The sequence below is a fragment of the Sphingobacterium thalpophilum genome, from assembly GCF_038396785.1.
GTDB classification, from domain to species: Bacteria; Bacteroidota; Bacteroidia; order Sphingobacteriales; family Sphingobacteriaceae; genus Sphingobacterium; species Sphingobacterium thalpophilum_A.
The window spans coordinates 1,835,699-1,856,946 of the sequence record NZ_CP151087.1; the positions used below are offsets into that span (position 1 = coordinate 1,835,699).

The following is a 21,248-nucleotide window of genomic DNA, read 5'->3' on the forward strand; positions in this document are numbered from 1 at the left end:
TCCGACAGCACCAAAATATTAACAAACTAAATTAATCAATTCACACTTTTATGAAACAACATGTGCTCACAACGTTGTGTCTCATAGCCTGTAGTTCGATGCAGTCTTTATATGCGCAACAGATCCAAATTGCTGGTAAAATAACAGACAGCAACGGAAAACCAATTAGCGGAGTTACAATTAATGTAAAAGGCGCTAACCAAGGAACCTCAACAAACGAAAATGGCCTGTTTACGCTAAACGCAAACACCAACGCGATATTAAGTATCTCTGCAGTAGGTTATAGTCCACAAGAAATTCAGGTCAATGGCCGAAAAACCATTAGTATTTCACTCAGCAGTGATGAACAGGCATTGGACGAAGTCATTGTCATTGCCTACGGAACGACTAAAAAGAGTACCTATACAGGTTCGGCAGCACAAGTAAAATCAGATGCCATTGATAAACAACCTGTCACTTCTTTTGAAAAAGCTCTTACTGGCCGTGTTGCAGGTCTGCAAATGTCAAATGGATCTGGTCAGGCAGGTGCAACTTCAGCTATACGCATTCGAGGCATAGGCTCCATGAACGCGTCGAACGAGCCACTCTATGTCATTGACGGTGTTCCAGTCATTTCGGGTAGTGTCGGACAGATGGGCGACTATATTGTCAATACGAACAACGTCATGAGCACATTAAATCCCAGCGATATCGAATCTATTTCTGTGCTTAAGGATGCTGCCGCTTCTTCCCTTTATGGTTCCCGCGCGGCAAACGGTGTCATCATCATCACCACAAAAAAGGGGAAAAACGGAGATCCAAAGATCAATGTCAAGTCCTCTATCGGCATTAGTCCTTCCTGGGCAACCAAAAATAATGAACCTGCTTCGGTACAGGATCAAATCAATATGCTCTATAGTGTTTTATACGACTCTAGAATAGCAGCTGGTCAAACGGCTGAACAGGCGAATAAAAACACCTTATTCCGCTTAAATTCTTTGGACTGGAATCCAAATTCGGCAAATTACGGTAAACCAACTTCTTCTTATGGTTTTGGTATTCATGGCTATCAATTCAGCACGGATGGAACCTCACAATGGGAAAATGTACATATCTCAGGAAAAACAGATGGTGTAGAGAATCGAGATGGTCAATATTATGACTGGAACAAAGCATTGTTTAGAACCGGGATATTCAACAGCAACGATATCTCGGTAAGCGGAGCAACAGAAAAAACCAATTACTATGCGTCTTTAGGATACACGCAAGACAAAAGCAGGATTATTGAGAATAACTTCGACAGAATCAATGGTCGGATTAATTTAACGCAAAAGATTGGGAAATATCTCGAATTTGGTTCAAACGTCAACTACGCTAAAAACAAGCTTATTGGGATGAATGACACCAGGAATACAGGAACAAATTACCTGTATCAAGCGAGTAATTTATTATGGCAGATGTATTGGCCAACTGATTATAAAACAGGTAACGAATATACAGCACGTTATGGTAGTCTCGCTTATAATCCGTTGTATTACAACAAGGAATGGGAAAACTCTTCGAAAACAAGTAAATTATCAGCTATAGAATCTTTATCATTAAAGCTGTTACCTGAACTTACATTGAAGACCATTTTCTCCTATGACAGAACCGAGGTCAAAGATCACATCTATTATAGCGCTAAACATTATAACGGTATGGCAGACAATGGCCGGGTCACAGAGGTGTCTACGTCCATTGAAAAATTGGTATCATCCACAACCGCCAATTACAACAAAAGCCTTGGCTTGCATAATATTGGGTTATTAGCTGGTTTCGAAGCTGAAAAAAACACGACTGATTTTATCCGTGCTACAGGTAAAGATTTACCATCCTCATCACTTCATACAGTCGCCACTGCAGGTATATTGGATGCGTCGGCCTATTCTTGGGGCAATAATATGATGTCTGTACTATCGCGGGCGGAATATAACTACGATGAACGCTATTTTGCCTCGGCATCATTTAGAAGGGACGGTTCATCCCGCTTGGCACCAGGTCCTCGTTGGGGCAACTTTTGGTCTTTAGCTGCTTCCTGGAATTTGGCCAAGGAATCTTTTATTAAACAGATCGAGGAAATCAATAACCTAAGAATTAGAGGTTCCTATGGGGTAAATGGAACATTACCTACGGATCTTTTTGCTTGGCGCAATTTAACAAGTTATTCCAACAAATATATGACGCAGCCAGGTGGTGGGCTAAATAATTTAGGCAATCCGGATGTAGCTTGGGAGAAAAATTACTCCACAAACATCGCTTTGGAATTTGGTCTGTTCCACAATAAACTATTCGGTACAATTGAATATTTTAACAGAGACTCCAAGGATCTTTTACAGAATGTTCCGATCTCGACAATTACCGGTTTCGGCTCCATATTGCGAAATGTTGGCGAAATGAACAATAAAGGTATAGAGATTGAATTAGGTTCAGATATCATTAAAAATGAAAATTGGAAATGGACATTAAGTGCAAATGCCGCAATCATCAGATCCAAGATTACAAAATTATATGGTGGACGAGATATCGTCTGGTATGATCCCACTGGTGGAGACGATAGAGCTCGATTTATTTATCGCGAAGGAGAATCGTCTTTATCATTCTTTGGTTTAGAATGGGCAGGTACAGATCAAACCAATGGCAGAAACGTCTGGTACACAAACGATGGCACTGATGGCGATTTTATCTTTAACGGAAAAGCGGCAAGTTATGATTACAAAAAAGCTAAACAAACCATCATCGGAAATGCTAATCCTAAACTATATGGCGGTATAAATTCTGACATCGATTATAAAAACTTTTCATTGGGATTGAACTTTGCTTATAAAATTGGCGGCAAACTTTATGATGCTACATCCAAAGATGTTGCCGATGACGGCTATTATTGGGAACGAATTCATGCCGCTTATTTTACAGAAAATAGCTGGTCACCTTCAAATACGGATGGAACTTACCCAATGGTTACCGGAAGAGATCTGGAAGATGTGAACCAGATCAGCAGTAGACCACTGTTTGACGCGTCATATCTTAGATTAAAAAACATTTCGTTGAGCTATAGATTACCAAATGATTTTTTAAAACGAGCTGGTATCTCCAATGCAAGGGTATTTTTCAATGGAAGCAATTTGTTGACCGTTTCGAAATACAAGTATATGGATCCGGAAGTTAACCAATTTGGTACGCGGGGCTGGGAAACACCATTGGCAAAAACGTACACTTTCGGTGTTGAATTTAGTTTTTAACGAAAAAAAACAGTATTATGAAAAAGCTTTTTATTGCCTCGTGCATAACAATATCATTAGCAATCAGCTCATGTAGCAATTTTTTGGATGTCACACCGACCAATATGGGGGACTCCAATACCTCCATCCAAACTGCTGCTGACGCAAAGGTTATTATGAATGGATTAATGAGTAAAATGGCAAATGTCGCCTACTATGGACGAAATTTCCCGCTCTATGCTGATGCCAAAGGGGGTGACTTTACGATTGCATCCCAGGGCCGCGGTTATGACTATCTTTATGTATTTAATCATTCGGCCTCTTCTAATCCCTATTCAAGCATCTGGACACAAGGGTTTCATACACTCGTGCAGATCAATAATCTTTTGACAAATATCGATAAACTAATCGCTGCCGGCTCGACAGAAAATTTTAATACGTATAAAGGACAAGCATTGACCGCAAGAGCCCTCATCAATTTTGATCTTGTCAGGTTGTACGGAAAACCCTACAACATGGAAAAATCTGCCCTTGGTATCCCTAATGTAACGAAAGTACTCGAATATAGCGCGCAGGAAAAACGTATCTCCGTGGAGGAAAACTACAAACAAATAGTACAGGATCTAAAGGATGCAGAGAGCTTATTGCCAAAATCCAAATCGGATGGATATTTCAATTTTTTCGCCAATAAAGCACTGCAAGCTCGTGTGTATCTCTATATGAATGATTATGATAATTCGTTAAAATCAGCGCAGGAGGTCATAGACTCCAAAGTCTACACATTGTATAGCAATGAAAACTGGGTAAAATCCTGGACAGGTATGTTTGGAACTGAATCTATTCTAGAATTGGGTGTCTATCCGAATGAAGCTGACGCAGGGACTAGTTCACTGGGTGCGATGTTCCGCAGAAAAGGACATGGCAGTACAGCCATATTGGGAAACTTTATAGCCGCAGATCCATTCTTGGCCAAACTTAAGAAAGACGAGACAGATGTCAGATGGGGTGTTATGGCGTACGATGAAGTCGGCACCACCCATTTAGGAGCGGTCTATAAATATAGCGGTAGCACAACGCTTGCTGGCGATAAAAATTCAACAGCAAATAGTACCGCTGTCAATATTAAGGTCATCCGTTTGTCCGAAGTATATCTTATCGCTGCTGAAGCTGCTCTACTAAAATCATCTCCTGACAAGGCCCTTGCAGCAAATTACCTGAATGCAATACGCCAACGCTCTCCCAAATTAGATGTTGCGACCTCAGGCACGATTACTTTAGATATGATTGCCGATGAGAGAAGCAAAGAGCTCCTTGGAGAAGGTCACCGCTTCTTTGATATGATGCGCTGGAACAAATCGATAACTTTTGATGATGATTTAGGAAATATAAGCACAACAAATAGGCAAAAAACGATCGATAGAACCTTCTTTAAAACCATTCTTCCTATTTCACTGGATGAGATGAATGCAAACCCAGCTATAGCAAATCAACAGAATACCGGCTACTAGTAGTTTCAAAAAGAAAAAGGTCACAGCACAGGCTGTGACCTTTTTCTTTTTTGAGCTATATTAAGCATTCCTAACTTATCTGATTTTTATACTGCTGTTGCATTGTTTTTTTCAAATCGATCGCATAACCATTAACTAAGGCGTAAATGTTCTTGCCTTCTTTACGAAGAAAAAAATCCGCTTGAGCTCCGAGAGCTAATTGTTGTGAAAATTCTATAGCTTTTTTAGTTAATACACGAATTGGAAGGTTATGCAAAAATTCTCCCGGGATCACATTTTCAATAATAACAGCGGCATAGCCTTTTTCAAGTAATCCCATCACGATGGTATCATCTAAATCGGTCAGGGAAGCAAATGGCTCCATATACATCTTGGCTGGAGCAAACTCCGTTCCTGCAACATCAATATCTACATAACCATAAAAATCCTGCAAATCGCCAATATCTTCAACAATACCCTCTACGTAGTAGTCAGAGCCTATCGTCTTTTCATTATGCCGAATGGCAACATCGACAAGCAATGGTTTACCACTCCGCTCGATGGTCAAATTTCTCAGCAACACATCATGGAGCTTTTCATCATTGAAGGGAATTGTATCATAATCGGTAACCGAATGCTGTTTAAAGGATTGATCAGCAATTTCCTCAAATGCTTTTAACAAAGCCACGAAATTACATTTTCGGACCATCATTTTTTCGGTATCACCAACATAAGCTCCTGATTCAATTAAAATCGTCCTGGCGCCCCATTTTTGAAAATTATCACCGAAACCGCGCGGTGTATGCTCATCGTCATACCTTGCAACCGCCTTTGGAACAAATTCCTGAAGGACTTTATTTATTCCGACAATCACCCGCATCGCATCTCCCCGAGTTTCATTGATACTCCGCGCATAGTCATAGGCAGGTGCCAATAGGGAAATTGTCACTGGCATATTTGTTCCAGGAATGTTGTAGTAATTGTTTTGGTTATGCAGGTTAAAAGCAAAATCAGGTTTTAGCAACATGGCTTGCGCCTTCAATAAGGCCCCTTCCACTGTTGCTGTTGCCCTTGCATCTCTGTTCATATCCACATCCATGGCTGTCCTACGCTGAAACCGTTCGGTTCCATCAGGATTTAGCATCGGAATAAAATACAAGGTCACTTTTGATGCTATGTGATCTCTAAAGGCATCTAAACCATCATCTTTTCCGTTGAAAAAATTAAATAGATCAAACAAGGCCATTGTCGCCGTAGGTTCATCACCATGCATTTGTGACCATAAAAGTATCTTGATTGGCCCTTGTCCGTATTGTAGTCGAAAGATCGAACGATCTTCAGTGGACTTCCCAATTTCCGATACAGCAAAACGTCCAGTGCTCCTGATATTTTCTAATAATGGTAAAATATCAGCATGTTTAAATCTTCTATGCATCAAAGCCTTTTCTTCATATAAAGAAAAGGCTTTGATGAAATCAACTTTTACTAATTTCATATTAATCTTTTAATGCAGGCTCCATTAAAGCAATCGTTCCTTGCGAAGCATCTACACGGACTTTTGCTCCTACGGGCAAAATAAACTGTTCGGCAATATGCCCAACGACAGCCCCTGTATAAGCGGGTATTTTTAACGGTTTGATATAATCATTGAACAATTGGTCAAGTGTTACGGATCCATAGCCACCAGATGGTTTACAATTGGTGCACTTGCCAAAAATAAAACCCTTAATCGCACCCAGTACACCAGTATTTTTCAATTGACAGAACATACGGTCAACACGCTCCATATCTTCGTCGACCTCTTCGAGAAAAAGAATTTTATCTTTAAAATCTGGCAGATAAGGTGAACCACATAAGCCGGTCAACACGGTCATATTTCCACCAAGCAATACCCCATCTACTATACCCGGATGAATTGTGGCAATTCGGTCTTTGGTCTGTACAATGCTATCACCTTTAGACTTGGGGTTTTCAAATATTGCTGGCTGATTGGCTACAAACTGAGCATTGAAAGCCTCTGCAAGTTTCTTAGTCCAGGTACTGATACCCACTGCACCATGAAACGTTATAAGTCCTGTCTTGGCATATAATGCCAAAATTAATGCTGTTATATCTGAATATCCCAATAAAATTTTGGGGTTATTGGCGATCAGTCTGTAATCTAATCGATCTAAAAGACGTGATGTACCCGAACCTCCTCTGATGCAAACAATCGCTTTGACGGTCTTGTCTGCAAACATATCATGAATGTCTGCTATACGCTCCAGATCTGTACCGGCCAAATTACCGTAGCGGCTGCGTATATGTTTACCTTCTTTTACTTTAAAACCCAGTGTCTCAAATATCTCACGTGCAATGCTAATCGACTCTTCATCATCCAATACACCAGCAGGCGTTATTAAACCTATGGTATCCCCCAATTTTAACCTCGTTGCAAGCAAAGCAGCCTGACCGTACAATTCGTCTCTATCTCCGGTTGGCTGCCCCATTCCAAGTACAGGAATAGACAACAAGCTTAAAGCAATCGATTTTAGAAAGGCTCTTTTTTCCATTGCTAAATACTATCGGTTAAACAACAGACGTTCACCAGCACCTTTTTCAATAAGTTGTCCATTGGAGAAAGCAAGTTTACCTGATACGAGAGTATGTTCAATCGTTGAACTAAACGTGTGTCCCTCAAATGGCGACCAGCCGCATTTCGACAGGATATTCGCTTTCGATACCGTATAAGGTTTATTCAGATCGACCAACACAAGATCCGCCCAATATCCCTCACGAATGTATCCTCTATCTTCGATTTGAAACAATGTAGCCGTATTGTGCGCAGATTTTTGCACTAATTGTTCTAGGGTCATTTTTCCTGCTTTGACCATATCTAACAAGGTTTGCAACGCATGCTGTACAAGTGGTCCTCCGCTTGGTGCTGAAACATAGGGCTGAGATTTTTCCTCAATTGTATGCGGAGCGTGATCTGTCGCTATCACATCGATATGTCCATCCAGAACAGCTTTTAAAATCTGATCGCGATCATTGGCAGTTTTTACCGCTGGGTTCCATTTTATAAAATTACCTTTTGAGGCATAATCCTGATCAGAAAACCAAAGGTGATGAATACAGGCTTCAGCCGTTATTTTTTTATCCTTTAGTGGAATATCATTAGTAAATAATGCAATTTCTTTGGCGGTTGAGATATGAAGGATATGCAAGCGTGTATTGTGCTTTTTTGCCAGTTCGACAGCTTTTGACGAGGATAAATAGCAAGCTTCCTCAGAACGAATCAAGGGATGCATCTCAATTTTTAATCCATCCTCACCATATTTTTCCTTAAATAGGGCCAGATTCGCCTTTATCGTTGCCTCATCTTCACAATGCGTAGCCACCAAAGTCGGAGCATTCGCAAAGATACCTTCCAACGCTTTTTCATTATCAACCAACATATTGCCAGTAGAGGAGCCCATAAAAACTTTTATCCCACAGACATTTCTTGGATTAGTTTTAAGTACCTCCCCAAGATTATCATTTGCTGCCCCCATAAAGAATGAATAATTGGCTAGCGCATTTTTTGCCGCAATATCATATTTATCTTGAAGCAATTGCTGGGTCAACGTATTAGGAACAGTGTTAGGCATTTCCATAAAGGAGGTTGTCCCACCGGCAACTGCGGCACGGCTCTCATGCCATATATCCGCTTTATAGGTTAAACCGGGTTCTCTAAAGTGAACCTGGTCATCAATAAGTCCTGGAAGCAAGTGTAGCCCCTCAGCATTTATTTCCTGATCAGCAGGATGATTAATTTCCTGAGCAATCATTTCGATTCGACCATTGCTGATATATACGTCAGCAACCTCAACTTTACCTTCATTGACAAGTTGCGCAGATTTTATAAGAATAGATGACATGTTGAAATTTTTACTTTGCTTTAGGTCAAAAGTAAAGATTTGTTGTGGTGATATCAAGTTATCTCGATAAAGAGTTGCCTATATGGAGGACAAATTTTTCCTTAAATCCTCTCCTTCCTCCTATGTCAAATTTGAAATATCCTACTCGTAATTTGTCTAGATTTGGCGCAAGACGAATCGCATTGAATCTAAACTCCGGAAAGTTAATCGCAAAAAAGAGAGGCCAGGGCCTCTCTTTTTATTCTTTATCGAATTTGTATCCTACGCCCTTTACGGTGGTTACATAGTCGTCACCTATCTTTTCGCGCAGCTTACGGATATGGACGTCAATTGTACGATTGGTTACCACAACAGAATCTTCCCAAATACTCTTTAAGATCTGTTCGCGTGTAAACACCTTGTTCGGTTTTGATGCCAATAAATACAATAACTCAAACTCTTTCTTTGCAAGAACAATCTTTTGTTCCCCTTTGTAAACTAAGAAAGAATCTCGATCAATGACCAAGTCGGCAATTTCAATTTTATCCTGAACAGAGGCATCTGACTCTTCGGAAGCATTTCTTCTTAAGATAGCATTGATGCGGCTCATTAAAGCACGCGGCTTAATTGGCTTTGCAATATAATCGTCTGCACCGACATGAAATCCTGCGATCTCCGAATACTCTTCGCTTCTAGCAGTCAAAAATACCATGAACGTACTTTTGAATTCAGGCATTGCGCGCATGATACGACAAGCTTCAATTCCATCCATCTTTGGCATCATCACATCCAAGATGATAAGATCAGGATTTACTTGTTTAGCAACGTTGATTGCCTCTTCCCCATTTTGCGCTGTAGAGACCTGATAACCTTCACGATTTAAGTTGAATGCAATTAAATCCAAGATATCCTTTTCGTCATCAACAATTAAAATCTTTTGTTTCGAAGAACTCATTTGTCTATTTTTTTTGCTAAATTATAAACAAAATGATAACAATCAGTTAATCTAGTGTTACCAAATTATTAAGTAATATAATATTTAACAATAACACATTGATTACTTAATTGTTTTCTTCAAAAATGCCTCCAGCTCCTCTCCACGCAAGTTCTTTGCTATAATAATGCCGTTCGGATCGAGAACATATGAGGTAGGCAACGCTTTCACACGGAAATCAATGACAACCGGTGAGCTCCAAGCCTTCAAATCTGACACATGTGTCCAAGTTAACTTGTCATCTTCGATAGCACGCATCCAGGAACCAGGATTATCATCAAATGAAACAGAGAGTATGTCAAAGCCTTTACCATGATAGGTATTGAACAACCTAACGAGATTAGGGTTTTCCTGGCGACAGGGCATACACCATGAAGCCCAAAAATCCACTAAAGTATATTTACCTTTAAAACTCGACAATTTTACCTCTTTGTTGGAAGGTGTAAATGAAATCAGTTCGGGAGCAGGTTGCCCAATTGCCATCTTTTTCAGCTTTTGAGTCTCTTCTTTAAATTGAGTTACATATCTGTTCTCCGTAAATTCATTTTTTATTTTATCCGCATAGGTAATGATTTCATTTTCGGCGACTTCAGGATCTAAGGTCGAGATTGCATAAAAACCTGCAAGATCATGGTGCTTATTAGAGAAATCGACGGCTTTTTTTGTATATGTACGCAATTCTTCCGCAAACTTTGCTTTATATTCTGCACGAATCTTTTCGATCTCAGCTGCTGTCGAATTGGTCGTTAGCTTTGAAAACACCGTCTGCAATGAATCCTGTAGATAATCGCGATAATTTCGCTCTTTGGCAAAAGGCTGTATAGTCTTTGACAATTCAGAACCATCAACCTGATAATCATTTACATCTTTATGCAAATCTGCCTTAAACGTAATCGTTTCCCCCGGAGAAGCGATCAAATCGTATCGATTTTTACCAACACGCAAGGACAACAGTCTGGATTGGCTAGCTGGTCGTACGAACTGAAATTTGTTATTATCGCCAAAAAACATGGAATCCAGCTTAGTATCGCCTTCATACAATGAAATAACTTTGATATTGCCAGGATTTTCGACATTTCCAGCGATGGTAAACTGTTCTTTATTTTGGCAACCCATCATCAAACCAACGATCCCTACTACTGCTAAAAAAACTGCCTTTTTCATCCGTTTATTTTTATTTGTTAAGTACCTATTCCCAATTACGCAAATGGCTTTGCTCTGTTTGATTCACGCTACATGTCACAGCTTAAAGAATCGTGAAAACGATCAGATTTATTCGGATCTTCCAAGGAAGAAGTCGAATAAATCTGATGGTTTCGTATTGTATATTTAGGAAATAAAATCATCTATTTACATCCTAGTTCAGCTAAGTAGCCTGTTCAACTACCCCTAAAATTTATTTCAAGAAATCTATTGCTCGCTCAATGGCACCTTTTAATCCGGCGGGGTTCTTACCTCCAGCTGTTGCGAAGAACGGCTGACCACCGCCGCCACCTTGGATATCCTTAGCCAAATCACGCACAATATTACTTGCGTTCAACCCTTTTTCTTTGGCCAATTCGTCTGATATGACAACGGTCAAACTTGGCTTACCATCAAATTCAGCACCGATCACCAGGAACAAGTTATTAACAGCCCCCTTTACCGCATAAGCCAAGGTTTTCACCGCCTCTGCACTCGGTAGATCGACGATTGTGGACAAGAAATTAATCTCGCCGACCTGCTGGATCTTTGCTTCCAGATCTGACTTTAACGCTAAGGATTTTTCTGTAATACTTTTCTCTACCTCTTTTTTCAAAGCACCATTCTCATCGATGATTTTACCCAGTGCAGAAACAAAATCTTTCGGATTATTCATCAGCTCTTTCAGGTGGTGAACCAATTCGAAATGCTTGCGGATAACAGCTGCAGAGCGAGTTCCAGTGATCGCTTCTATACGACGTACACCAGCTGCTACAGCAGATTCAGAAACAATTTTGAAAAAACCTATTTGCCCCGTTGCTTTAACATGTGTACCACCGCACAATTCTTTAGAATATTGATCTTCGAAGGTGATTACACGAACAAAATCGCCATACTTCTCACCAAATAGTGCTGTTACGCCCGAATCCAATGCTTGTTGATAAGGTACATTTCGTTCCTCCTTCAATGGAATATTTTCACGAATTTTGGCATTGACAATATCTTCCACCTGTTTGACCTCTTCTTCAGTCATTTTTGCAAAATGAGAGAAATCAAAGCGCAAAATATCTGCGTTGACCAATGATCCCTTTTGATTCACGTGACTTCCCAACACCTGCTTAAGGGCAGCATGCAACAAATGGGTTGCGGAGTGATTGTTTTCAGTATCGATTCTTTTGGTTTTATCGACCTGTGCAACAAATGTTCCTTTTAATTCCAGCGGCAATTTGTTTGTAAAATGTACAAATAGACCGTTTTCCTTTTTCGTATCTGTGATATAAATCTTTTCTCCAGTTTCTTCGGAAACCAATTCTCCAGAGTCGCCTACTTGGCCACCACCTTCGGCATAAAAAGGACTAACAGAAAGCACCAATTGGAATTGCTCTTTATTTTTCGCAACAACTTTACGGTATTTAATAACTTCAGTAACGGCAGTTAACGTATCATAGCCTACAAATTCAAATCCATCATCATCATTTACCACAACCCAATCACCGGTATCTATAGCAGTGGCAGCACGAGAACGATCTTTCTGAATTTGAAGTGCCTGGTTGAAACCTTCCATATCAACTGTTAAACCTTTTTCGCGCGCTAGCAATTCCGTCAAATCGATCGGGAATCCATAAGTATCGTATAATTCAAAAGCAAAATCCCCATTAATTACGGTGTGGTCCTCCAGATAATTTTCAAAACGTTGGACGCCCGTAGACAACGTTCTTAAGAATGAAACCTCCTCTTCCAAGATTACTTTCTGCACAAAATCCTGCTGCTGAATCAATTCGTCAAATACTCCGGCGAACTGAGCTGCCAATACAGGTACAAGTTCATTGATAAAAGGAGTCTTAAAGCCTAAAAATGTATACGCATAACGTACTGCACGACGTAAAATACGACGGATCACGTAGCCAGCTTTATTGTTGGATGGCAGTTGACCATCGGAAATTGCAAAACTAACCGCACGAATATGATCAGACACTACCCGCATGGCAATATCAGACTTTTCATCTATACCGTATTTTATACCTGACTTCTCAGCAATAAAATCAATGGTAGGCGTAAATACATCTGTATCATAATTGGAGGTCTTCCCCTGTATACATCGCACCAAACGCTCAAAGCCCATTCCCGTATCCACATGTTTAGCTGGTAACGACTGAAGTGAACCATCTTTCAACCGATTAAATTGCATGAAGACAAGGTTCCAGATCTCAATTACTTGAGGGTGGTCTGCGTTGACCAAACTCTGCCCTGAAGTCTGTACGCGCTCTTCCGGACTACGCATATCGAAATGGATTTCGGAACAAGGTCCACAAGGCCCTGTCTCGCCCATTTCCCAGAAATTATCTTTTTTGATACCCAGGAGAATTCTATCTTCACCAATCCATTCTTTCCAGAAATCGAAAGCTTCCATATCACGTTCTAAGCCTTCTTTTGCATCCCCCTCAAAAATAGTTACATATAAACGATCTTTGTCTAATTTATATACTTCTGTCAACAGCTCCCAAGCCCAAGCAATAGCTTCTTTCTTAAAGTAATCACCAAAGCTCCAATTTCCCAACATCTCAAACAACGTATGGTGGTAGGTATCGATCCCTACTTCTTCCAAATCATTGTGCTTTCCGGAAACACGCAAACAACGTTGCGTATCGGCAACACGCGGGAATTTGATGGGTGCTTCACCAAGAAACAAATCTTTGAATTGATTCATCCCCGCATTGGTAAACATTAATGTCGGGTCATTTTTTACCACTACTGGTGCTGAAGGTACTATCTGATGCCCTTTACTTTTAAAAAAGTCCAGAAAGGCTTGACGAATTTCTCTACTTGTCATTTAATTATCTAAAAATATGTGCAAACTTACTCAAAATTGGTAGGTTATGCAATGTAGAATTCCATATATTGACCTTGAAACGACTGTTTTCTCTAAACGAGCAAAAATCAATATTGACTTTTCAAACAAAAAAATCAGGAGATAACATACAGACAATTAGGGTACACTTATTTTAGATATGACAGAAATCACAAACTGATATTAAATACAACATTTTAAAACTGTTATTCGTTATTCATATTTGTCTAAAGCGAGTCAAATTCAATACGTAAAACAACAAAAACTATTTGACTTAAGGTCATTCACAATTACATTTGTTTTATTACATTTGATAGTAAAATAGGGAATCTAGTGCACTTTCACGCACATTCCCTAAATGCAAAATAAATAAGATTAGATTTTGTAGATTAAATTCCTTCTAATGAAAAAAAACATTCTACTACCGGTAGATTTTTCGGCTCATTCTAATAATGCTGTAAATTACGCAGTGGACCTTGCCCTCGAAAAGGGGTATTCTCTCCACCTTTATCACAATTACACTTCAGCTTCAGCAGTGTTTGAGGAAGAAAACAGCCGTAACGAGGCAACTTCCCAAACATTCAAAGCTGATATCCTTATCAAAAACCTAGCAGAATCAATAAAATTACAACATCCTGCACTTGAAATAACCACCCAATGTGAGCGTGGTATGATAACAGAAACACTACCGGAATTTGCCACTCCTGATCGATTTGATTTTGTTATCATGGGGACTAAAGGCATCACCAACGACGATAGTCAACTTATTGGCAGCACGACCTATGTCATTAGCAAAAAAGCCAAAATACCTGTCTTGGCCATCCCAACTGAAGCGTCCTTTACACCTATTGACAAAGTTGGCTTACTGTCTAATTTTAAAGAAGAAGAGGTACAGACCGTGCAGGATTTTGTCAACATTATCGGCAAAGACTTTGAACTAAAACTTATGCATGTTCACTACGATCATTCATCAGAAAACAGAATCGAAGACAAGCTTGAAGTATGGAAATATAAGATCAAAAAATATATTGGTGTGACCAATATTGCTATTGAAGTGGATTCAATACAAGGCGACATTGAGGACTTAGATACGGTTCCGGAAGTGATTAATGAGATGATCCATGAGGAAAAGATCAACATATTATTGGTGACACGATCGAGGAAATCGTTCTTTGAACGTGTTTTTACGCGTTCCGTTGCAAAAGCATTATTTAGTCACCCCTTAGTTCCAATATTTTTTACTAAAGCATAACCTTATAGCCATGTCTAAACTATTAATACCAGTAGATTATTCCGAAAACGCACGAGTTGCCGCATTTTATGCAGCTCAAATTGCGACGACAACAAATGATGAGATTACACTCTTTCATTCGTTCACTTCGCATATCAACAAATTTGCAAATGCGAAGCATTTAGTAGACCCAACCGAGGGAGAAGCTCGTCATCAGATGGAAAAACTTGTAGCCGAACTTCTACAGGAATATCCTTCGCTTAAAATTTCTACCTTATTTGCCAACGGTATTTTGGCTGAAACACTGGATAAACAAGAGATAAAAGAGGTCTATCAAACGGTGATTATGGGTACAAAAGGAGTGACCGGACTTGAATCTGTATTGATTGGAAGCAATACATATGATGTCATTAAAGAGTCAAAGATCCCTGTTCTAGCCATCCCAAAAAACGCGATTAAATTCAAAAATGACAACATCGCTCTACTGACAAATTTCAAACCCGGTGAACTTGAAGTGCTTAAACAAGCGATACCATTATATGGGAAAAATTTCCATTTACAGCTCATACATATCAATAAAAACGAACTAGAAATCAATATTTTAGGAGAAAAACTTGAAAACTGGATTGAACAGATTATTGCTGAAACTGGTATCGAGGATATTTCCTATATCATCAAGTCGCCAAGTTATTTTGCAGGTTCACGAGAGAATATTGCTAACGGTATCCATACCATTATCAGGGACGAAGACATTGATGTTATTTTGATTACAAAAAGCAGGAAAACTTTTTTTCAAAACATTTTTACTGAAAATATTGTTAAGCATCTGGCTTTTGAAATTGAAGTGCCAAACTTCTTTGGGCGTGTAGAGTAACCAAATAATTTTTGGCAAATTTATTGCAAGAGTGTTCAGTGAGTTAATTTAACAACAGTATTATAGTAGATAATTTTACAAACACGCATTATGAAAATTAGCCTTAAAAAATCAGGATTACTTGTTGCGGCAGGAATTTTATCCACCGCATCCTTTGCGCAAAGCACAAAAGACGCATCAATTGAAGGCACAACACCATTAGGCTCGGCAACACAATATAGAACGTGGTCGATCGGTGTGGGAGCAGGTGTAACGAGCTTGCAAAATATCGCCAAGTTTAACAATGGTGGTTACGATAAACTGGATTGGAATTTGGGTTATAGTGCTTACATCAAGAAGCAGATCTCCCCATCCTTTGGATTGAAAGCTACTTATTTTGGTGGAAAAACATCAGGCTATGTTAATAGCGATAAACAGACAGGATTTGAAACCAAAACTCCTTGGTCAGTTGCCTTATCTGGTGAGTTTTTAGCAGCCAACACGAATTGGAGATTTTTCAACAGTTTTATTAAACCTTATGCATCGATTGGTGTTGGGGTAATGAATGCTGAAACTGCTGCAATCGCTGGTGGTAACAAAGGTGAATATGGAGATTCCTATTCCAAAATCTTTGTACCGGCAGATTTTGGTTTGAAATTCGCTGTTGCCAAAGGCATCAACTTTGAATTGGGTTATCAATTGAATTGGGCGAACCAACGATTTGACAATCGTTACAATACAACTCCGCCACAACAATACAAAAATGACTTATTTACTTACGCACATGCCGGCTTAGAATTCGCATTGGGCAGCAGCAGCAAGCCTGCATTGAATAATTCGAATCCTGTCGCAACCCTTGTGAATGACTATACATTAAAATACGATGATCTGAAAGCTCAAAATGATGCGTTGAATGCTAAAAATCAAGCGTTACAAGGACAGTTAGATGGTCTCAACAATGATCTAAAAGACGACGACGGCGATGGTGTGGCTAACAAATACGATAAATGCCCAGGTACACCTTCTGGTGTCCAAGTGGATGGATCGGGTTGTCCAATTGTCGTTAAAAACGAAACCAAAGTCGTAGAGAAAGTTGTGGTTACAGAAGCAGATAAGAAAGTTGTTGCTGATGCGATCAAAAACTTGGAGTTTGATTTAGGTAAAGCAACTATTCGCTCCAGCTCTTATGCGACATTGAATAGAGTTGCCGCATTATTGATCGAGAAAAATTTTAGTTTAAAACTCGCAGGTCACACCGACAATACAGGTTCACGCGAATTAAATATGCGTTTGTCTAAAGAACGTGCAGAAGCGGTAAAAGCATATTTAGTATCTCAGGGTGCTAATGCGTCGCGTATCGAAGCAACCGGATATGGTCCAGACCAACCAATTGCATCCAATAAAAATGCAGCGGGCCGTCAACAGAATCGCCGTGTTGAATTTACACTTTATTAATAACTAACAAATTACACTAATAAAAAGGTGTTTTTAAACAGAAACACCTTTTTATTTACCAAATGTCATATTTCAACTACAAACCTATAGTGAATTTAATTTTTAACTTATTACTTTTGCATCGGTTTATACAAACACAAATTATATGAAACTAAAATTACAATTCGTACTCGCGCTTGCATCTGCGGGCTTATTTGCGAATACAGCAAATGCTCAAAATGCAAAAGCATCATCCATTGAAGGAACAACACCATTTGGACCAGCTACACAATATAGAACATGGTCTATCGGTATTGGTGCCGGGGTGACAAATCAAACTAACATTGCTGGCTTTAACCGTGCAAACTATGAGGATTTAGCATGGAATTTGGGATATAGTGCTTATATTAAAAAGCAAATCTCTCCTTCTTTCGGCATTAAAGCGAGTTACTTTGGCGGTAAAACAGGTGGCGCATTTAAAGATGGATCACAATCTTTTGAGGCTAAAACACCATGGTCTGCTGCATTGTCAGGAGAATTCCAAGCGGCTAATACGAACTGGAGATTCTTCAACAGTTTTATCAAGCCTTATGCATCTATCGGTGTTGGGGTGATGAACAGCAAAACTACGTTGACAACAGGATCAACTTCCCAAGAAGCGGATGGTATTTCTAAAATTTACGTACCATTGGACATGGGACTTAAATTTGCTGTTGCCAAAGGGATCAACTTCGAGTTGGGTTATCAGTTAAATTGGGTTAACCAAAACTTTGACGGTATTCAAGGTGGTCAATATAAGAATGACTTGTTTACTTACATCCATGGTGGCTTAGAATTTGCACTGGGTAATGGTAGCAAACCTGCTTTGAACAATTCAAATCCTGTCGCGACCTTAGTAAACGACTACACATTGAAATACGATGATCTTAAAGCACAAAATGATGCTTTAAATGCTAAAAACCAAGCACTACAAAATCAATTGGACGGGCTAAACAGTGACCTGAAAGATGATGATGGTGATGGTGTAGCTAACAAATATGACAAATGCCCAGGCACACCTTCAGGTGTTCAGGTAGACGGTGCAGGATGTCCAATTGTTGTTAAAAACGAAACAAGAGTGGTTGAAAAGGTTGTTGTAACAGAGGCTGACCGAAAAGTTGTTGCTGACGCAATCAAAAACTTGGAGTTCGATTTAGGAAAAGCAACCATACGTCCTACGTCATACGCGACATTAAATAAAGTAGCAGAATTGTTAATCGAGAAAAACTTCAGCTTAAAACTAGCTGGTCACACCGATAATACAGGTTCCCGTGAATTGAACATGCGTTTATCAAAAGAACGTGCAGAATCGGTAAAAGCCTATTTAGTATCTCAAGGTGCTAATGCATCGCGTATTGAAGCGACAGGTTATGGTCCTGACCAACCGATCGCATCAAACAAAACCGCTGATGGTCGTCAACAAAACCGTCGCGTAGAGTTCACGCTTTATTAATCGATATTCTTTGATTTATACATGCCAAAGGCATCACTTTACAGTGATGCCTTTATTATTCCCTCTTCTCTTATCGAAATCTTATTCTTTGATACGGTAAATACAAAAAAATCCCCCTATTTAAAGTAATTATATGCCAATTTGATTTCGATGGAGCCTATTCGCTATTAGAAGCAATACAAAATCTTAAATCAAAACAAATAGAGGAATTGATCGTCGATTTACGTTATAATCCAGGTGGTCAGGTTGCTTTTGCAGCATTTTATACCTAGTTAACAGCAGATTTAAATAGGAATATATTTTTGCACAATATCGGAGAAATAGTCAAATATATGTTTACGCCAGTGCTCCAACAATCTATCTTTGGCTTTATCGGAATTAAAGAAATCTATAATTTTATGTTGAGCATCCCTTTCAAATAAGCTAGGCTGTAAATGGTTTCACATTCAAAATAAAACTTGTTAAAGCGCGCTAAATCTAAGTAACACGACCCAATTTATTATCACTTAGTACAAAAGAATCAGATTCCCTTAAAAATCAATTATTTAAATTATTTGTTTATTCCAATATTATTCTTATCTTTGCATCGCCTTAGGCAATAGTGCCTATTGTATAAAATATTTCATGAACCCATTTTTAGAACTGGGAATCCGTGAGGAAGTTGTTAATGCCATCTCAGAATTAGGTTTCGAAAAACCTTCTGAAATTCAGGAAAAAGCCATTCCTGTTTTATTGACTGGTAACGACGATTTTGTCGGATTAGCCCAAACTGGCACAGGAAAGACCGCGGCATTTGGTCTTCCATTATTAGAGCAATTAGACTTTTCTCAAAAACACCCACAGGCATTAATCCTTTGCCCTACTCGGGAATTATGTTTACAAATCTCAAAAGATTTAGAAAAATTTGCTAAATACGTTGACAACGTACATGTTGTTGCTGTATATGGAGGTGCAAATATCTCAGACCAGCTACGTCAAATTAGACGTGGAGTGCAAATTGTAGTAGCGACCCCAGGTCGTATGTTGGATATCATCGGCAGAAATGCGATTGATTTTTCAAATGTAAAATATGTTGTATTGGATGAAGCGGATGAGATGCTCAATATGGGCTTCAAAGAAGACATCAACAACATTTTGTCAGAAACTCCTGACGAGAAAAAAACTTGGTTATTTTCGGCGACAATGCCTTCTGAGGTACGTCGTATCGCAAAGAATTATATGACCGATCCAGTTGAGCTTACTGTAGGTACAAAAAACACCGGTAACGCCAACATTGAACACCACTATTATTTGATCAAAGCAAAAGATAAATATGCTGCGTTCAAACGTATTGTGGATTCAAACCCTGATATATTTGGTATCGTATTTTGTCGTACAAAAATCGAAACACAGGATATAGCTGAAGCGTTGATCAAAGATGGTTACAATGCAGATTCACTGCATGGTGATTTGTCCCAACAACAACGTGATAAAGTTATGAAACGTTACCGTGACCGTAGTTTACAATTGTTGATCGCAACAGACGTAGCCGCTCGTGGTATTGATGTAAGTGATGTAACTCACGTTATCAACTTCTCTTTACCTGATGAAACAGAAAACTATACACACCGTTCAGGCCGTACAGCCCGTGCAGGTAAAACTGGTATTTCACTTTCTTTGGTAAACGTAAAAGAACTAAGCAAAATCCGTCATCTTGAAAAGATCATCGGTAAGCCTTTTGAGAAAAAACAAGTACCTCAAGGTGCTGAAGTTTGCGAAAAACAATTATTTTCTATCGTTAAAAAGATTGAAAATGTTGAAGTAAACGACGAACAAATCAGCCCATTCTTGCCTGCAATTATGGAAAATTTGGAGTCACTTTCAAAAGAAGATATCATCAAAAGATTCGCTTCTCTTGAGTTCAACCGTTTCTTGGATTATTACAAAAATGCACCTGATTTAAATATCGAAGCGCGTGACGGTGGTCGTGAAGACCGCGGTGATAGACGTGATGGTCGTTCACGTGAAGGTTCAAAAGGCTACACGCGTTTATTTATGAATTTAGGTTCAGTAGATGAATTCTCTCGTGGAGATATGTTGGGCTTCATCTGTAACAATGCGAATATTTCAGGAAAATCAATCGGTAAAATTGATTTGAAAGGCGTATTCACATTCTTCGAAGTTCAAGATGCAGAAGTAGAAAAAGTATTCCAAGGATTCCAAGGTGTAGATTACAACGGTCGTCAAGTACGTATCGAAGTATCTGGTGAAGCAAGAGGTGAAGGTCGTAGCGACCGTGGCGGAAGAAGCCGTGGTGGTGATCGTGGCGGAAGACGTGAAGGTGGATACCGTGGTGGTGATCGCGGTGGAAGACGTGAAGGTGGATATGGTGGCGGCGAACGCAGCGGAAGACGTGAAGGCGGATTCAGTGGTGAGCGTCGTGATCGTGGCGAGCGTAGCAGCAATGGCGGCGGCTTCCGTGATTTCTCAGGAAAACGTAAAGAATCAAAAAGCAAATACTAATCATTAGTACTTAGCATAAGAGTTAAAGACTCTGGTACAAAAGCGATCAGCTTGAGATGCCAGAGTCTTTTCTTTTATTTCCCCTCCTAACAGTACAGGCACTAATATCTC

The 21,248-nt window shown here is 39.4% G+C and carries 14 protein-coding genes; 8 read left to right on the forward strand and 6 right to left on the reverse strand.

Going from position 1 to position 21,248, the window contains the following annotated elements; genetic code table 11:
• Positions 1-50 precede the first annotated feature (50 nt).
• Together AACH28_RS08320 and AACH28_RS08325 are read left to right on the forward strand one after the other, a co-directional pair.
• The gene (locus AACH28_RS08320) at positions 51-3,257 is read left to right on the forward strand and encodes a TonB-dependent receptor (RefSeq protein ID WP_341832704.1); all 3,207 of its coding nucleotides are present in this window, start codon (positions 51-53) and stop codon (positions 3,255-3,257) included.
• A 17-nt stretch (positions 3,258-3,274) separates the two neighbouring features.
• Entirely contained in the window at positions 3,275-4,744 is a 1,470-nt protein-coding gene (locus AACH28_RS08325; protein ID WP_209579105.1) for a RagB/SusD family nutrient uptake outer membrane protein, read from the forward strand.
• Positions 4,745-4,814: 70 nt separating this feature from the next.
• Here AACH28_RS08325 and AACH28_RS08330 read toward each other — a convergent pair whose 3' ends face one another.
• The 6 genes from AACH28_RS08330 to alaS all read right to left on the reverse strand — a co-directional run bounded on the left by AACH28_RS08330 (position 4,815) and on the right by alaS (position 13,607).
• On the reverse strand, positions 4,815-6,218 hold the full coding sequence (locus AACH28_RS08330) for a M14 family zinc carboxypeptidase (protein WP_341832705.1): 1,404 nt from the start codon (positions 6,216-6,218) through the stop codon (positions 4,815-4,817).
• A gap of 1 nt (position 6,219) precedes the next feature.
• The gene (locus tag AACH28_RS08335; RefSeq protein WP_341832706.1) at positions 6,220-7,275 is read right to left on the reverse strand and encodes an LD-carboxypeptidase; all 1,056 of its coding nucleotides are present in this window, start codon (positions 7,273-7,275) and stop codon (positions 6,220-6,222) included.
• A 9-nt stretch (positions 7,276-7,284) separates the two neighbouring features.
• A complete protein-coding gene (locus AACH28_RS08340; RefSeq protein WP_341832707.1) occupies positions 7,285-8,622 on the reverse strand; it encodes a dihydroorotase in 1,338 nt (445 codons plus the stop codon).
• Between the two features lie 238 nt (positions 8,623-8,860).
• Positions 8,861-9,556: a response regulator transcription factor gene (locus AACH28_RS08345; protein WP_075991688.1), complete on the reverse strand. Its 696-nt coding sequence runs from the start codon at positions 9,554-9,556 to the stop codon at positions 8,861-8,863.
• Between the two features lie 102 nt (positions 9,557-9,658).
• Positions 9,659-10,759 (reverse strand): TlpA disulfide reductase family protein, encoded by a 1,101-nt coding sequence (locus AACH28_RS08350; protein WP_341832708.1) that lies wholly within the window; start codon positions 10,757-10,759, stop codon positions 9,659-9,661.
• 232 nt (positions 10,760-10,991) lie between these two features.
• Positions 10,992-13,607, reverse strand: a complete 2,616-nt coding sequence (gene alaS, locus AACH28_RS08355; RefSeq protein ID WP_341832709.1) for an alanine--tRNA ligase — start codon at positions 13,605-13,607, stop codon at positions 10,992-10,994.
• A 421-nt stretch (positions 13,608-14,028) separates the two neighbouring features.
• Here alaS and AACH28_RS08360 point away from each other — a divergent pair, with 421 nt between their 5' ends.
• The 6 genes from AACH28_RS08360 (at position 14,029) to AACH28_RS08380 (ending at position 21,137) form a co-directional block, all read left to right on the forward strand.
• Positions 14,029-14,877, forward strand: a complete 849-nt coding sequence (locus tag AACH28_RS08360) for a universal stress protein (RefSeq protein ID WP_341832710.1) — start codon at positions 14,029-14,031, stop codon at positions 14,875-14,877.
• 10 nt (positions 14,878-14,887) lie between these two features.
• The gene (locus tag AACH28_RS08365) at positions 14,888-15,730 is read left to right on the forward strand and encodes a universal stress protein (RefSeq protein ID WP_341832711.1); all 843 of its coding nucleotides are present in this window, start codon (positions 14,888-14,890) and stop codon (positions 15,728-15,730) included.
• 90 nt (positions 15,731-15,820) lie between these two features.
• Positions 15,821-17,164 (forward strand): OmpA family protein, encoded by a 1,344-nt coding sequence (locus AACH28_RS08370; RefSeq protein ID WP_341832712.1) that lies wholly within the window; start codon positions 15,821-15,823, stop codon positions 17,162-17,164.
• 145 nt (positions 17,165-17,309) lie between these two features.
• Positions 17,310-18,635 (forward strand): OmpA family protein, encoded by a 1,326-nt coding sequence (locus AACH28_RS08375; RefSeq protein ID WP_341832713.1) that lies wholly within the window; start codon positions 17,310-17,312, stop codon positions 18,633-18,635.
• A gap of 131 nt (positions 18,636-18,766) precedes the next feature.
• Positions 18,767-18,907 carry a S41 family peptidase gene (locus AACH28_RS25510; protein WP_407073645.1) on the forward strand — a complete coding sequence of 47 codons (141 nt, stop codon included), beginning with the start codon at positions 18,767-18,769 and terminating at the stop codon, positions 18,905-18,907.
• A 352-nt stretch (positions 18,908-19,259) separates the two neighbouring features.
• Positions 19,260-21,137 carry a DEAD/DEAH box helicase gene (locus AACH28_RS08380; protein ID WP_075991675.1) on the forward strand — a complete coding sequence of 626 codons (1,878 nt, stop codon included), beginning with the start codon at positions 19,260-19,262 and terminating at the stop codon, positions 21,135-21,137.
• Positions 21,138-21,248 lie beyond the last annotated feature (111 nt).

What these genes read in the sequence shown, in the direction of transcription:
- AACH28_RS08320 (WP_341832704.1), top strand. Translation starts at nt 51, where the DNA reads ATGAAACAACATGTGCTCACAACGTTGTGTCTCATAGCCTGTAGTTCG.
- AACH28_RS08325 (WP_209579105.1), top strand. Translation starts at nt 3,275, where the DNA reads ATGAAAAAGCTTTTTATTGCCTCGTGCATAACAATATCATTAGCAATC.
- AACH28_RS08330 (WP_341832705.1), bottom strand. Translation starts at nt 6,218, where the DNA reads ATGAAATTAGTAAAAGTTGATTTCATCAAAGCCTTTTCTTTATATGAA.
- AACH28_RS08335 (WP_341832706.1), bottom strand. Translation starts at nt 7,275, where the DNA reads ATGGAAAAAAGAGCCTTTCTAAAATCGATTGCTTTAAGCTTGTTGTCT.
- AACH28_RS08340 (WP_341832707.1), bottom strand. Translation starts at nt 8,622, where the DNA reads ATGTCATCTATTCTTATAAAATCTGCGCAACTTGTCAATGAAGGTAAA.
- AACH28_RS08345 (WP_075991688.1), bottom strand. Translation starts at nt 9,556, where the DNA reads ATGAGTTCTTCGAAACAAAAGATTTTAATTGTTGATGACGAAAAGGAT.
- AACH28_RS08350 (WP_341832708.1), bottom strand. Translation starts at nt 10,759, where the DNA reads ATGAAAAAGGCAGTTTTTTTAGCAGTAGTAGGGATCGTTGGTTTGATG.
- alaS (WP_341832709.1), bottom strand. Translation starts at nt 13,607, where the DNA reads ATGACAAGTAGAGAAATTCGTCAAGCCTTTCTGGACTTTTTTAAAAGT.
- AACH28_RS08360 (WP_341832710.1), top strand. Translation starts at nt 14,029, where the DNA reads ATGAAAAAAAACATTCTACTACCGGTAGATTTTTCGGCTCATTCTAAT.
- AACH28_RS08365 (WP_341832711.1), top strand. Translation starts at nt 14,888, where the DNA reads ATGTCTAAACTATTAATACCAGTAGATTATTCCGAAAACGCACGAGTT.
- AACH28_RS08370 (WP_341832712.1), top strand. Translation starts at nt 15,821, where the DNA reads ATGAAAATTAGCCTTAAAAAATCAGGATTACTTGTTGCGGCAGGAATT.
- AACH28_RS08375 (WP_341832713.1), top strand. Translation starts at nt 17,310, where the DNA reads ATGAAACTAAAATTACAATTCGTACTCGCGCTTGCATCTGCGGGCTTA.
- AACH28_RS08380 (WP_075991675.1), top strand. Translation starts at nt 19,260, where the DNA reads ATGAACCCATTTTTAGAACTGGGAATCCGTGAGGAAGTTGTTAATGCC.